The organism is Nocardioides sp. JS614, assembly GCF_000015265.1.
Taxonomy (GTDB): Bacteria; Actinomycetota; Actinomycetes; order Propionibacteriales; family Nocardioidaceae; genus Nocardioides.
The window spans coordinates 1,129,665-1,142,738 of record NC_008699.1 but is presented as its reverse complement, the minus strand read 5'-3'; the positions used below and the strand labels follow the sequence as shown (position 1 = coordinate 1,142,738).

General features: G+C 69.0%; 13 protein-coding genes. 7 read left to right on the top strand and 6 right to left on the bottom strand.

The genetic code is table 11. From position 1 onward, the window contains the following. The first annotated feature begins 80 nt into the window (after positions 1-80). On the top strand, positions 81-800 hold the full coding sequence (locus NOCA_RS06920) for a restriction endonuclease (RefSeq protein WP_011754549.1): 720 nt from the start codon (positions 81-83) through the stop codon (positions 798-800). Positions 801-815: 15 nt separating this feature from the next. Here the strand turns inward: NOCA_RS06920 and NOCA_RS06915 are convergent, their stop codons facing one another. The 3 genes from NOCA_RS06915 to ychF all read right to left on the bottom strand — a co-directional run bounded on the left by NOCA_RS06915 (position 816) and on the right by ychF (position 4,222). Further along, positions 816-1,820: a hypothetical protein gene (locus tag NOCA_RS06915; protein ID WP_041546334.1), complete on the bottom strand. Its 1,005-nt coding sequence runs from the start codon at positions 1,818-1,820 to the stop codon at positions 816-818. Positions 1,821-1,855: 35 nt separating this feature from the next. Then, positions 1,856-3,001, bottom strand: a complete 1,146-nt coding sequence (locus NOCA_RS06910) for a hypothetical protein (protein WP_011754547.1) — start codon at positions 2,999-3,001, stop codon at positions 1,856-1,858. 141 nt (positions 3,002-3,142) lie between these two features. Further along, on the bottom strand, positions 3,143-4,222 hold the full coding sequence (gene ychF / locus NOCA_RS06905; RefSeq protein ID WP_011754546.1) for a redox-regulated ATPase YchF: 1,080 nt from the start codon (positions 4,220-4,222) through the stop codon (positions 3,143-3,145). 69 nt (positions 4,223-4,291) lie between these two features. On the opposite strand from ychF, the gene NOCA_RS06900 reads away from it, so the two are divergent. From NOCA_RS06900 to NOCA_RS06890, 3 genes are all read left to right on the top strand, one after another. Beyond that, complete coding sequence (locus tag NOCA_RS06900; protein WP_011754545.1) at positions 4,292-5,080, top strand: exodeoxyribonuclease III; 789 nt, start codon at positions 4,292-4,294, stop codon at positions 5,078-5,080. Between the two features lie 154 nt (positions 5,081-5,234). Beyond that, positions 5,235-6,308, top strand: a complete 1,074-nt coding sequence (locus NOCA_RS06895; protein ID WP_041546331.1) for a DNA recombination protein RmuC — start codon at positions 5,235-5,237, stop codon at positions 6,306-6,308. After that, entirely contained in the window at positions 6,305-6,778 is a 474-nt protein-coding gene (locus tag NOCA_RS06890) for a DUF6542 domain-containing protein (protein ID WP_086000399.1), read from the top strand. The genes NOCA_RS06895 and NOCA_RS06890 overlap by 4 nt, the downstream gene beginning before the upstream one ends. Here the strand turns inward: NOCA_RS06890 and NOCA_RS06885 are convergent. Together NOCA_RS06885 and NOCA_RS06880 are read right to left on the bottom strand one after the other, a co-directional pair. Further along, the gene (locus NOCA_RS06885) at positions 6,721-7,347 is read right to left on the bottom strand and encodes an L-threonylcarbamoyladenylate synthase (protein WP_011754543.1); all 627 of its coding nucleotides are present in this window, start codon (positions 7,345-7,347) and stop codon (positions 6,721-6,723) included. The genes NOCA_RS06890 and NOCA_RS06885 overlap by 58 nt on opposite strands. Positions 7,348-7,355: 8 nt before the next feature. Next, positions 7,356-8,348: a 4-hydroxy-3-methylbut-2-enyl diphosphate reductase gene (locus NOCA_RS06880; RefSeq protein WP_041546329.1), complete on the bottom strand. Its 993-nt coding sequence runs from the start codon at positions 8,346-8,348 to the stop codon at positions 7,356-7,358. Between the two features lie 148 nt (positions 8,349-8,496). On the opposite strand from NOCA_RS06880, the gene xseA reads away from it, so the two are divergent. The 3 genes from xseA to NOCA_RS06865 all read left to right on the top strand — a co-directional run bounded on the left by xseA (position 8,497) and on the right by NOCA_RS06865 (position 12,352). After that, complete coding sequence (xseA, locus tag NOCA_RS06875) at positions 8,497-9,732, top strand: exodeoxyribonuclease VII large subunit (RefSeq protein ID WP_011754541.1); 1,236 nt, start codon at positions 8,497-8,499, stop codon at positions 9,730-9,732. Beyond that, positions 9,716-9,949, top strand: coding sequence for an exodeoxyribonuclease VII small subunit (locus NOCA_RS06870; RefSeq protein WP_011754540.1), 234 nt, complete (start codon positions 9,716-9,718; stop codon positions 9,947-9,949). The genes xseA and NOCA_RS06870 overlap by 17 nt, the downstream gene beginning before the upstream one ends. 234 nt (positions 9,950-10,183) lie before the next feature. Then, positions 10,184-12,352: a DUF11 domain-containing protein gene (locus NOCA_RS06865; RefSeq protein WP_140404148.1), complete on the top strand. Its 2,169-nt coding sequence runs from the start codon at positions 10,184-10,186 to the stop codon at positions 12,350-12,352. Positions 12,353-12,410: 58 nt separating this feature from the next. Here the strand turns inward: NOCA_RS06865 and NOCA_RS06860 are convergent, their stop codons facing one another. Beyond that, a complete protein-coding gene (locus NOCA_RS06860) occupies positions 12,411-12,974 on the bottom strand; it encodes a DUF4245 domain-containing protein (protein ID WP_011754538.1) in 564 nt (187 codons plus the stop codon). Between the last annotated feature and the right edge of the window lie 100 nt (positions 12,975-13,074).

Sequence of the window (13,074 nt, the reverse complement as noted above, 5' to 3'; positions counted from 1 at the left end):
CCCAACTTGAGGCGGTTCGGCCATGAGGGGTCAAGAGTTCCTAGTGACTCCGGCCGAAAGAGCGACCTCGGGGAGCGCCGATGAAGGAGGAGGAGGAGGGTCTTTCCAAGGAAGACGAGATCACTCCGGGAGACCCACTGTGGAAGCAGTTTGAGATTGATGTTAAGGACTTCATCGCCAAGGCGGATCCAGCCTCATCCGTCGAACACAACGTGAAACGCCTCGGGATGAGTGGTCGTGAACGGCAAATGGACGCCATCGCCACAGGCTGTGTCGCGAGCGTCGACATCGAGGTGGCTTTCGAGTGCAAGCGGTACACCACCCGCAAGGTCGGCATCGGGGCGGTGGATGCCTTCGTGGGTAAGTGCATCGACATGCAGATCGGACATGGCGTCCTCTACGCCTTCGGAGGCTTTGACGCTGGCGCCGAGGCGCGAGCGAGGGTTTCGACGAACCCGAGGATCGAGGTCCGAGACTTGAGTCACCTGACGCTCGTGCAGCCATGGGAGGAAGTGCTCCCCCGCTTCCTCGGGACTGTCCCTTGTCCGAACCCGAACTGCTGGGACCGGGTCTGGATTCTGGACGAGGACCCTGCCAGCGACATTCGCGACGGAGGTATCTGCGACTCGTGCGGCTCGGCGGTTGGCGCGTGTCGGTCCTGCGACGAGGTCAACCTCCTCGATGCAGATGAACAGTCATGCACCGGTTGCGACGCCTTCTTCGAGGTCTCGCGCGACAGGAAGACCTCGGAAGTGATCGGCATTCACTGGATGGCCGGCTCGCCGGACCCGCACTGGTGAGTTAGGCGTCAGCAACTAGAACAGCGAACCCTGCTCAGTCTCGGGAGGCGACTTGGGACGACGGTGCCGAGGGGTGACGATCGGACTGTCGCGTCGACCTGCCTTGATCGCGATGACGCGGTGAATGTCGCGTTCCCCGCGCAGCCGAAGTGTCTTGCGGGAGACGACCCATGTGCCGTCTCCATTGTCGGCGGCTAGCCCGGCTTGTGCCAGCAGTTCGAGGGCGGCTTTCACCTCGGCAGCGCGTCCGACGCCGTACTGCTTCCGGAGGGTGTTTGCGATATCAGCGGGCTTGACTTCGATGTCAGCAGTCTCTGAGCCGTACTCTGTCGGCCACGTCGATGTCCATAGGTGGGTCGCCAAGTAGAGCGGCTTGATTGGGTCGTTCATGAACTTCCGGCGGGCCTTGACGTCCTTGAACTTGCGCGCCGGAACGTTGGAATCCGTCGTGAGGAGCAGGCCGATAGTGGCCGGGTCCTCGCTCACAGGCAGTGTGCCGTTGTCGGGATCGGGGATCCGCTGGAAGGTGTATCGGAAGTCGTCTCGGAAGATGGATCGGCTGAACTGGGCAATCACAGGCGGTTTCGGTGGCGCGTAGGCATGATCCGGATTGAGGTAACGCTCCTTGATGATTCGGTTGACCGCTGAGAGGCCAACCTCCGCGGGCACCAGTTGGAGGACGTCGAGATCGGTGACCGGAGCCGTACCACCTCTGCTGTCTGAGGGAAGGTGTGCGAGCTGGGCGTACTTGCCGATTTGATCGCACACCTTGTCGACGCTGTTCTCGTGCAAGGCGATCTTCGCGACCTCCCCGACAAGTCCGGTGCCGTCGTGGAACAGCACTGTGAAGTCAGGAGTCACCACTGTGCCGTCAGGCGTGGTGATCCGGGGATAGCGCTCGAAGTGCCGGACAGTCGGTGTCAGCTCAATGGTCCCGGTGAAGAGCCACTCGAAAGCAGACACAACGTCGACGTACTGGTCGTAGAGGTCGTAGTCGTCGAGGAGACTCTGCTGTGTCACGGCGCTGGTGCGCGGCCTCGACCTCGCCACTGGTGTCAGCCGATGAGGTCGAAGATGGACGACGGTTCAGCCAACGGAGTCTCGCGGAGGTTGTCAGCCTCGAAATAGTCGCCGAGGTCTTGAGAGAGCCGCGTGAGAGATCCCAGACTCGCGCGGAATCCGGGGTGGATCTCAATCGCGCTGGGGCTGGTAACGAAAAGGTCGTAGTTCGATCCGTCGGTGTTGTCTGTCACGACGACATGAAGGTAAGGATTTCGGTGCACCACGGCGAAGGCGACGTCGCTCGTGCGCTCCAGCATGTGAATGACTTCGCCGGTCGCCTCAGGATCGGTGAAGAGCGGCGCGGCGAGGCGGACTTCGATGGGCCGCTTGGGCGGCTCGTTCAGGCGGCGCTCACGATCAACGAAGAGGTCTCGGCGCCGCGCGGCAGCGTGTGCGAGGCGGCTTAGGACGCGGTTCTCGAAGACCTCAAAGTCACCCTTGTTGAAGGTGGCACCAGCAACGCGTCGTACGACAACGTCCATGACGTCCCCGACGTGCATGTGGAGGGTCCGAAGCGAAACGCCGACGGACTCGGCTTCTGCGACCATCTCCCGGTGGTCGGGACGGAGGTGGTCATCGTCGTACGCACGGAAACTTCGATTCCACGTTGACCGGTCCTCGTGCTTGCGACCAGAGACTCGTTGAACCTCAACTTCGTCGTGCTCCGAGAGTGCCGTGCCGATGGCTATGAAGTCGTCATGATCAAGGAAGCATCGGACGGCATGCGGGCGTGCCTTGCCCACCCACCGGTCCACCTTGCCCCAGCGAGGGTCGGTGGACGGGATGGACGCGATGAGGTGGAAGACGCCCTCATGAGCGGTCGGCCAAGCCGACAGCACGAAGTCGCCTCGCTCGTCGTCAACCTTGATTGCCGAGACGCCACCGACTGTGCGTTCCACGTAAGTGACGAACGACTTGGGGTGAATCACCTCCAGTGGATTGGCGTCTTGGACGATGAGGGTTTCGGCAACCACGTGTTCGCGTGGCTTCCCCTGTGCGGACGCGACCAGATCAGCGAGCGCGGGAGTCTCGCCGTTGCCAAGCGCCTGCCAAAGGAGCGCGTCGAGGCGGGCCGGGATGCCGGTGGATGCGATTGCCCGCTCGGCTGGGGTCGCTGGCTTCTTGGAGGAGTACGCCACGCCGTCCCCCGTCCCAAGTCAGTCGTTGAGTCACCGCCGAGCTTGCGGTGACCATCTGTTCGGTGACAGTAGCGGCCATCGGCGACTCAGTGACTTGCCTTCACTGGAAAGTGATGGTTCGCGTCCGGCGCCGCCGAACCTTCAGGTTACGTTAAAGCGGAACTCGACCACGTCGCCGTCCTGCATGACGTAGTCCTTGCCCTCCATGCGGACCTTGCCGGCCTCGCGCGCCTTGAGCAGCGAGCCGGCTTCGACCAGGTCGTCGAAGGAGACGATCTCGGCCTTGATGAAGCCGCGCTGGAAGTCGGTGTGGATCACGCCGGCGGCCTCGGGGGCGGTGGCACCCTTGGGGATGGTCCAGGCGCGGGTCTCCTTCGGCCCGGCGGTGAGGTAGGTCTGCAGGCCGAGGGTGTCGAAGCCGACCCGGGCCAGCACCTCCAGGCCCGGCTCCTCGACGCCCATCTCGTGCAGCATCTCGCGGGCCTCGTCGTCGTCGCCGAGCTCGACCAGCTCGGCCTCGAACTTCGCATCGAGGAAGATCGCCTCGGACGGTGCGACCAGGGCCCGCATCTTGTCCTTGAGCGCCTCGTCGCCGAGCTCGTCGGCGTCGCAGTTGAACACGTAGATGAACGGCTTGGCCGTGAGCAGGGACAGCTCGCGGACCAGGCTGCGGTCGATGTCGGTCGCGATGATCGGCGTACCGGCCTCGAGGTGGGCGAGCGCCTCCTTGGCGGCCGCGGCGACGGGGGCCAGCTCCTTCTTGCCCTTCGCCTCCTTCTCCAGCCGGGGGATCGCCTTCTCGACCGTCTGCAGGTCCGCGAGGATCAGCTCGGTCTGGATCGTGGAGATGTCGCTGGCGGGGTTCACCTCGCCGTCGACGTGGGTGACGTCCTCGTCACGGAAGACCCGGGTCACCTGGCAGATCGCGGCCGACTCCCGGATGTGGGAGAGGAACTTGTTGCCCAGTCCCTCGCCCTCGGACGCGCCGCGGACGATGCCCGCGATGTCGACGAACTCCACCGTCGCCGGCAGGATCCGCGCCGAGCCGAACACGTGGGCGAGCTTGGGCAGTCGGTCGTCGGGCACGCCGACCACCCCGACGTTCGGCTCGATCGTCGCGAACGGGTAGTTCGCCGCGAGCACGTCGTTCTTGGTCAGGGCGTTGAAGAGCGTGGACTTGCCCGCGTTGGGGAGCCCGACGATGCCGATGGTGAGAGCCACGGGCGGCGAGTCTACGGCGAGGCGGCGGGCCGGCCCGAATCACCGGGCTGCCTCACTAGGCTGCCTTCCGTGCGCATCGCGACGTGGAACGTCAACTCCCTCCGCTCCCGCATCGACCGCGTCGAGGCGTTCCTGGACCGCCACGAGGTGGACGTGCTCGCGCTCCAGGAGACCAAGGCGCGCGAGGACCAGCTGCCGCTGATGGGGATCGAGGCGCGGGGCTACGAGGTCGCTGTCGCCGGCGCCAACCAGTGGAACGGCGTCGCGGTGATCAGCAGGGTCGGGCTGAGCGACGTGGCGGTCGGCTTCCCCGGACAGCCCGGCTGGGCCAAGGACGTGCAGAGAGCGGCGGAGACCGAGTCCCGGGCGATCGGCGCGACCTGCGGCGGCGTACGGATCTGGTCGCTCTACGTGCCCAACGGCCGCAAGCCCGACGACCCGCACTACGTCTACAAGCTCGACTGGCTGGCCCGGCTGCGCGACGCCGCGCAGGCCTGGCGCGACCAGGACGTCGCGCTCGTCGGGGACTGGAACATCGCCCCGACGGACGAGGACGTCTTCGACATGGCGCAGTTCGCTCGGTCCACCCACGTCACCCCGCCCGAGCGGGCCGCCTTCCAGGCCTTCCTCGAGGACGGGTACGTCGACGTGGTGCGCCCGCACGCGCCGGGACCCGAGGTCTACACGTACTGGGACTACTACCGGCAGCGCTACGAGCGCAACCGCGGCATGCGCATCGACTTCGTCCTCGGTTCGCCGTCCCTCGCCGCCCGGGTCACCGGGGCGTTCATCGACCGCGAGGAGCGGGCCGGGACGGGCGCCTCCGACCACGCCCCGGTGGTCGTCGACCTGTCCTGAGGTTGCGGGTGGGCGGCGCGAATTCGCTGTAACGCCGTGTTACCCCATCCATCGACCGTGTTGCAGCAGGGTGGGCAGAAGGGGTAACACGGCGTTACAGCAGATGGCGGCGCGTTCCCCGGGCGATGTCGGCGGTGGCCTCCATGCTGGCTCCATGACCGCGGTGACCCTCTTCCTCGCCCTCCTCGTCGGGCTGGCGCTCGGCTGCCTCCTCGGTGCCCTGCTCGGCGTGCTGTGGTCCCGTTCCCGGCGCTCGTTCACCGACGGCCTGGTCGACCAGGCCGAGGTCATGCAGGGCCTGGACCGGCTCAGCGACCAGATGCACCACCTCGATCGGGCCCGCGCCACCTGGCAGGGTCACTTCGACACCCAGGTCGACCAGCTCCAGCGCGAGACCCGGTCGCTCTCGACCGCCCTGCGCAAGCCGCAGGTCCGCGGCCGGTGGGGCGAGCTGCACCTGCGTCGGGCCGTCGAGCTGGCCGGGCTCGTCGACCGGTGCGACTTCAGCGAGCAGGTGCGCCTCGACGACGGGGCGCGCCGGCCGGACCTGGTGGTACACCTCGTCGGCGGGCGACGGGTGGTCGTCGACGCCAAGGTGCCGCTGGACGCCTATCTCGACGCGACCTCCACCGACGACGAGGAGGAGCACCGCGCCCACCTGCGCCGCCACGTCACCCAGCTGCGCACCCACGTCGAGGCGCTCGGCTCCAAGCAGTACTGGCGCTCGCTCGAGGAGAGCCCGGAGTTCGTGGTGCTGTTCGTGCCGGCCGAGTCGTTCCTGGCCGCGGCCCTGGAGACCGACCCGACCCTGATCGAGCACGCCGCCGCGCGCCAGGTCGTGCTCGCCACCCCGACGACGCTGATCGCGCTGCTGCGCACGGTCGCCCACGGCTGGAGCCACGAGGCCCTCGCCGACCAGGCGCGCGAGATCCACCGCCTCGGGCGCGAGCTGCACGGCCGGCTGCTCGGCATGACCGGCCACCTCGACCAGCTCGGCCGCTCGCTCAACGCCGCGGTCGGCCACTACAACCAGACGGTCGGCTCCCTGGAGTCGCGGGTGCTGGTCAGCGGCCGCCGGTTCGCGGACCTCTCGGTGACCGACGAGGAGCTGCCGAGCCCGCGCCAGATCGACGCCACGGCCCGGTCCATATCACCCTCCGGGCTGCGCTCGGTGGAACGGCGCGCCGCCGACGACGATCCGGGCGCGGACCATACCGTGGCCCTGTGAGTCAGCGGGCGATTCAGCGCGCGAGCCAGCGCCGGACCCTCTGGGAGGAGGGGCGCGAGCCGGGCCGTCAGGTCGTCGCGCTCGGGCTGGCGCTCGCCCTGACCGCGGTCGTCGTCGACCGGTGGCTGGTCGGGCACGTCGGCGTGCTCTTCGACCTCTGCTTCGTCCTGCTCTGCATCGCGACCGCGCTCGCCGTGCGGCCCTCGGACTTCTTCACCGTCGGCGTGCTGCCACCGCTGCTGATGGTGGTGGTCTTCGCAATGCTCGGGGCAACCCGGCCCGAGCTGATCGCCGACCCGGGCGACGGCGTGATCCAGGCGGTCGTCTCCGGGTTGTCGCACCACGCGGGCGCGTTGGTCACCGGCTACCTGCTCTGCCTGGCGATCCTCGCCGTACGCCAGCGGGTGCTGTCTCAGGCGGCCTCGAAGCGGGCCGGGTCGCCGGCGCCGACCCGCAGCACCTCGGGGTAGCCCTCCGACCAGTCGATGACGGTGGTCGGCTCGGCCAGCGTCTCGCCCGCCTCGACCACCACGTCGACCTGGTGGTCGAGCTCCTCCTTGATCTCCCAGCCGAGGCTGCGCGGCTCGGTCTCCCCCGGCAGGATCAGGGTGCTGGTCAACAGCGCCTCACCGAGGGTCCCCAGGAGGGCCTGGTCGAAGACGTGCGCCGGGATCCGGACGCCCACGGTGCGCTTCTTGGGGTGCATCAGCCGGCGGGGGACCTCCTGGGTCGCCGGCAGGATGAACGTGTACGGCCCCGGGGTCGCGGCCTTGATCGAGCGGAACGCGGAGTTGTCCAACTTCACGAAGTGCCCGAGCTGGGCGAAGTCCTTGCACATCAGCGTGAAGTGGTGCTTCTCGTCGAGCCGGCGGATCCGCAGGATCCGGTCCCGACCCTCGCGGTTGCCGAGCCGGCAGCCGAGCGCGTAGCCCGAGTCGGTCGGGTAGGCGATCAGCTGGTCCTCGCGCAGCGCGTCGGCGATCTGGTCGAGCAGGCGGGACTGGGGGTTCTCGGGGTGTACGTCGACGTAGCGGGCCATCCGGGTGCTCAGCTCCGCCCGGCGGCCTTGAGGTCGCGCCGCAGCTCGTGGGGCAGCGCGAAGATCAGCGACTCCTCGGCGCTGTGCACCGCCCGAGCGTCGGGGTACCCGCGCTCGCCCAGGAAGGAGAGCACGCCCTGGACCAGCGCCTCTGGCACGCTGGCGCCGGAGGTGACGCTCACCGTGCGCACCCCGTCGAGCCAGGCCTCGTCGATCTCGGAGGCGTCGTCGACCCGGTGCGCCGCGCGGGCGCCCGCCTCGAGCGCGACCTCGACCAGTCGCACCGAGTTGGAGGAGTTGCCCGACCCGACCACGATCACGAGGTCGGAGTCACGAGCGATCTCCTTGACCGCCAGCTGACGGTTCTGGGTGGCGTAGCAGATGTCGTCGCTCGGCGGGTCGAGCAGGTCGGGGAACCGCTCCCGGATCGCGTCGACGGTCTCGAGGGTCTCGTCGACCGACAGCGTGGTCTGGGAGAGCCAGGCGACCCGCTTCGGGTCGCGGACCTTGATGTTCGGGACGTCCGCGGGACCCTGCACGAGCTGGATGTGCCCGGGGGCCTCGCCCGCGGTGCCCTCGACCTCCTCGTGGCCGGCGTGGCCGATGAGGAGGATGTCGTAGTCCTCGGTCGCGAACCGCTTCGCCTCGTGGTGGACCTTGGTCACCAGCGGGCAGGTCGCGTCGATCGTCTTCAGCGATCGCTCCTCGGCCTGCCGGTGCACCTCGGGCGAGACGCCGTGCGCCGAGAACACCACGGTCTGGCCCTCGGGAACTTCGTCGAGCTCCTCGACGAAGATCGCGCCGCGGGACTCGAGGTCGGCGACCACGTGCTTGTTGTGCACGATCTGCTTGCGCACGTAGACGGGCGCGCCGTACAGGTCCAGTGCCTTCTCGACGGTGATCACCGCCCGGTCGACGCCGGCACAGTAGCCGCGCGGCGCGGCCAGCAGGACCGACTTCTCCGCCTCGGTCAGCGTGCGTGGGGTGGCGAGGTCCGTCATGACCCCGAGTCTACGGACCGGGCCTGTGGAGAGCGCCCGCCGCCCGTCGGCCCGGTGCCCGAGACTGGCCATGCCCCGGCCCCGGCCCCGGGCCCGGGCCCATCGTGGAAGAAGCAGTCTGTCGGCGCTGCTCGGTAGGGTCCCGGCCATGGCCCTGGAGAGCTCGCTCGAGTCGCCGGCCCCGGTCCGGCAGATCGCGAACGCGATCGCCGGCTGGGTCGACCGGCTCGGCGCGGTGTGGGTCGAGGGCCAGGTGGCGCAGGTCAGCCGGCGACCCGGCCTGAACACGGTGTTCCTCACCCTGCGCGACGCCGTCGCCGACATCTCGGTGCCGGTGACCTGCTCGCGCACGCTGTTCGACGGCCTGAACCCGCCCCTGGTCGAGGGCGCCAGCGTGGTCCTGCACGCGAAGCCGTCGTACTACGCCAACCGCGGCACGCTCTCGCTGTACGCCCGCGAGATCCGCATGGTCGGCCTGGGCGAGCTGCTCGCCCGGCTCGAGCGACGGCGCCAGCTGCTGGCTGCCGAGGGACTCTTCGCCGCCGAGCTCAAGCGACCGCTGCCGTTCCTGCCCGGCACCGTCGGCCTGGTCACCGCCCCCAACAGCGCCGCCGAGCGCGACGTGCTCGAGAACGCCCGCCGCCGGTGGCCCGCCGTCGCCTTCGAGATCGCGTACGCCGCGATGCAGGGGCCGCGGTCGGCCAGCGAGGTGATCGAGGCGGTCGAGCGCCTCGACCGTGATCCGGCGGTCGAGGTGATCGTGGTCGCCCGGGGCGGCGGCTCGGTCGAGGACCTGCTGCCGTTCTCCGACGAGGCGCTGATCCGCGCGGTGCACCGGATCCGCACGCCGCTGGTCTCCGCGATCGGCCACGAGCCCGACTCCCCGCTGCTCGACCTGGTCGCCGATGTCCGCGCCTCGACGCCCACGGATGCCGCCAAGCTCGTGGTCCCGGACGTGGCCGAGGAGCAGCGCAACGTGCGCCGTGCCCGGGAGCGGGCGCGCGGCGCACTGGCCAGGTGGATCGCCCGGGAACAGGCGGGCCTCGACGGGCTCCGCTCCCGGCCGGCGCTGGCCGACCCGCGGATGCTCCTCGACGCCCGGCGCGACGAGGTCGACCAGCTGCGCGACCGGGCCCGGCGCTGCCTGGGCCACGCGCTGGACCGGGCGGCCGACGACATCGGCCACCACCGGGCCCGCGCCCGGGCGCTGTCCCCGCTGGCCACCCTGCAACGCGGGTACGCCGTGCTCCAGGACGCCGACGGCCACGTGGTCACCTCGGTCGGTGCCGTCGCGCCGAAGCAGCAGGTCAGCGTGCGCGTCGCCGACGGCCGGATCCACGCCACCACCACCAGCACCGAGGAGCTCGATGTCCAAGAAGGCTGAGCCGGACCAGACCCCGTCGTACGAAGCGGCCCGCGAGGAGCTGGTCGAGGTGGTCCGCCGCCTCGAGACCGGCGGCACCACGCTCGAGGAGTCGCTGGCGCTGTGGGAGCGCGGCGAGCGGCTGGCCACCATCTGCCAGAACTGGCTCGACGGCGCTCGGGAGCGGCTGGATGCCGCGATCGAGGCCGACGACGAGGGCAGTGAAGACGGACGATGAATATCGGCCGGGCTAGTCCGGTCTTTACCAAATGTCTGATCCTGTGGACCAGACGTTACCGTCCTGTTGAGCGTGAGCCGCCCGCTGTTACCGCCCCGTGGATCTCCCGTGGAGATTCTTTTGAATTTCGGTGTGATCTGAGCCGCACCCGGCCCTAACGTTCGGCTGTTAGTAACGGCTGTGGTGCGTGCTCGGGTGCGTGACCCCTGGGGGAAGGGAACGAGCATGCGACGCATGTCCAGCAAGCTGCGAATGGGGGGACTAGCGGCGGTGGTCGGTGCGACCACGCTGGTGTTCCCGCTCCTCGCCATCGGGCCGGCCCAAGCGGCGCCCGCGGCCGACCTGTCGATCGAGAAGACCGTGGCGAGCGTCGCGCCGCCGATCACCTTCGACCCGGCGTTGCGTGACGTGCGGGCGACCGGCCACGAGGACTGGACCCGAGACGGCCTACACATCTGGACGGAAGACTGGAACTCGACCGACAAGGTCGGCGAGTACGTCGCGACGTCCAAGCCACTGGCGACGATCGGCGAGCCGAGCCTTGCGTACACCACGATCCTGGGGACGATCCCGCCGGGCTTCGTGCTCAAGGTCGATGTCACGGGCGACGGGGTCAGCGACGGCGAGCTGATCGGCGAGTCGACCTTCTACGGCAACGACTGGTGGCTGAACGAGCCGCTGGGCAACCCTGGCGACTTCGGCGCGTTCGTGGCGGGCGCGCCCGTCGTCGGTGGCGGCTCCGGGTCGACCTGGCACGGCACCTTAGACCAGTGGCGGACCGCATTCCCCACGGCGACCGTCACAGCTTTCGGCTTCGGACTTGGATCGGGCGTCTTCGGCGAGGGCTACGTCACCGCGCTGGACTTCGCGGGCACGCACTACGACCTGACTCGCGACTACGAGTCTTCGATCCAGGCGGCGCCCGGTGACACCGTCGAGTACAAGATCGCGATCGCCAACAACGGCGACGCGGGTGCCAGCAACATCACGATCAGCGACCTGCTGCCGAGCGACCTGACCTACGTGCCCGGCTCCCTGAGCCGACCCGACTGGTGCTCGGTCACCGGGCGGACCCTGAGCTGCACCGGCGGGGTCCTCCCGCCCGGCACGAGCTCCAACGTGTACCTCCAGGCCACGATCAGCGACACGGTGAGCAGCGCCGGCCTGCCGGCGACGGCCGGCCACATCGTCGACGTGCAGAAGCAGGAGGTCTTCGCCGACCTCCCGGCCGGCGCGACCAAGACCTACAGCGTCTTGTGCCCCACCGGGTACGTGCCGACCGACGGCGGGCTGCTGCTCGACGCGGTGGATCAGGGTGGTGACTACGCCGACATCGTCGTCGCGAAGAGCAAGCCCACGGTCCAGTCCGGGATCAAGGGCTGGACGGTGACCGCGAGCAACCTCGGCGAGCAGCGCGGCCAGGGCAAGGTCAAGGTGACCTGCCTGGACGAGACGATCGGTTCCAGCAACGGTCACACGCACACGATCGACCTGACCGACTCGACCGCCCAGGGCACGATCTCCGCCTCATCGCCCGACACCAACGGCGAGCTGGTGACCGTGTCCTGCTCGACCGGGTACACCCCGATCGCTCCCGAGCACACCGTGACCAGTGGGATCGCCGTGATCCGCTCGTCGTACGCCGACGCCAACGTGTGGCGCTGGGTGGTCGACCACGAGGTCGGCACCGCCGCGACGTTCGACGTCGACTGCCTGGCGCCCGAGACGGCGTCGAGCAACGGCCACACCGCGACCCTGCCCCTCACCACCCAGCAGGACACCATCTCGGTGGGTCCGGAGAGCCGGGACGAGGGCATCGAGCAGTGCGGGTCGAGCGCCAACGCGATCACCGGCGGCTACGCCGGCCAGGACGCGAGCGTCCTCTCGCTCGGCAAGGAGCAGCGCGGCAACAACTACATGTTCCGCTTCTACAACGAGGACTGGTCGCAGGCGTGGAACGCCGACATCCAGGTCACCTGCGTGGGCGTGCGCACGGCCGACGAGCCGCAGTACTACCACATCACGAACACCGCGACGGTGAGCTCGCCCGACGACCCGACCAACAGCTCGTCGTCGGCCGACATCGCCATCGTCGGCGACGCGGTGCAGCCGGCGGCCGGCGTCTTGGTCGGCCCGAACGGCAACCGCTCCGGAGACCCCGGGAGCATCAAGAAGGTCGGCCTGCGCTTCACCTGCACGTCGGCCTGCGCATTCACCGTCAAGGTGATCAAGGGCGGGAATGTCGTCGCGAAGGCGACCAAGTCGCTGGCGGCATCCCCCAACGTTCGGTGGGTGTACGTGCCGACGACCAGTGCCGGCAAGAACCTCGCTCACAACGACGTCGTTACCGTCAGGGTGAGGACCTCGACCGCTACGACCAACACATCGGTGACTCTGGACTGACCGGGGGGTCGCTCGAGTCCCCCGTCCCGCGATCCACGCGGGGCGGGGGACTTCGCTGCTACGGCGCCAGCTTGTCCGTGGTGAGCGACTCGACCAGGTCGCGCAGCTCGTCCTCGCTCGCCGAGCCGTAGACGAGGATCGTCTCCTCCCCGAGCTCGGCCGCGAAGGCATGGTCGCCGCCGGGGTCGGAGAAGGTCCGCCACTCGGGGGCGACGGCGCCCTCGATCCGCACCGGGTCGCCCTCGGTCGCATCACCGCCGACGTACCTCCCGACGAGCTCGTCGACGGCGCGGTCCTCCTGGTGCAGGCCGGCGAAGCGGCCATCGGCCGTGGTCATCGCGAGATCGAGCACCGGCCGGTCACCCGGGGCGAACGTGGCGTCCTTGACGTACCAGCCCGCCGGCAGCTCGGCCGGGTAGGCCGGCGTCAGCCCGACCTGCTGCACGCTGGTGACCAGCGCGAGGTAGTCGACGTGCTCGGGCTCGTAGCTCGGCGTCTCCCGGAACATCCCGCGCACCAGCACGATGGCGACCACCGCGAGCACCAGCACGATGATCGAGCCCACCAGCCCCCCGGTGGTCCGTGGGTAGCGACCGGGGCGCCCGGTGTCCGTCTGCGTCACCGGCCCATCCTCTCAGCCGCCCCGCCGCACCCGGCGCGGTGACCTGGCGGGCGGTTTCCCCGGTTCACCGGGGAAGTTGGAACTTCTGGCCCGAAGTTTC

Excerpts from the sequence above, each read along its gene's own strand:
- NOCA_RS06920 (WP_011754549.1), top strand. The coding sequence starts at position 81 with ATGAAGGAGGAGGAGGAGGGTCTTTCCAAGGAAGACGAGATCACTCCG.
- NOCA_RS06895 (WP_041546331.1), top strand. The coding sequence starts at position 5,235 with ATGACCGCGGTGACCCTCTTCCTCGCCCTCCTCGTCGGGCTGGCGCTC.
- NOCA_RS06885 (WP_011754543.1), bottom strand. The coding sequence starts at position 7,347 with ATGGCCCGCTACGTCGACGTACACCCCGAGAACCCCCAGTCCCGCCTG.
- NOCA_RS06880 (WP_041546329.1), bottom strand. The coding sequence starts at position 8,348 with ATGACGGACCTCGCCACCCCACGCACGCTGACCGAGGCGGAGAAGTCG.
- xseA (WP_011754541.1), top strand. The coding sequence starts at position 8,497 with ATGGCCCTGGAGAGCTCGCTCGAGTCGCCGGCCCCGGTCCGGCAGATC.
- NOCA_RS06870 (WP_011754540.1), top strand. The coding sequence starts at position 9,716 with ATGTCCAAGAAGGCTGAGCCGGACCAGACCCCGTCGTACGAAGCGGCC.
- NOCA_RS06865 (WP_140404148.1), top strand. The coding sequence starts at position 10,184 with ATGTCCAGCAAGCTGCGAATGGGGGGACTAGCGGCGGTGGTCGGTGCG.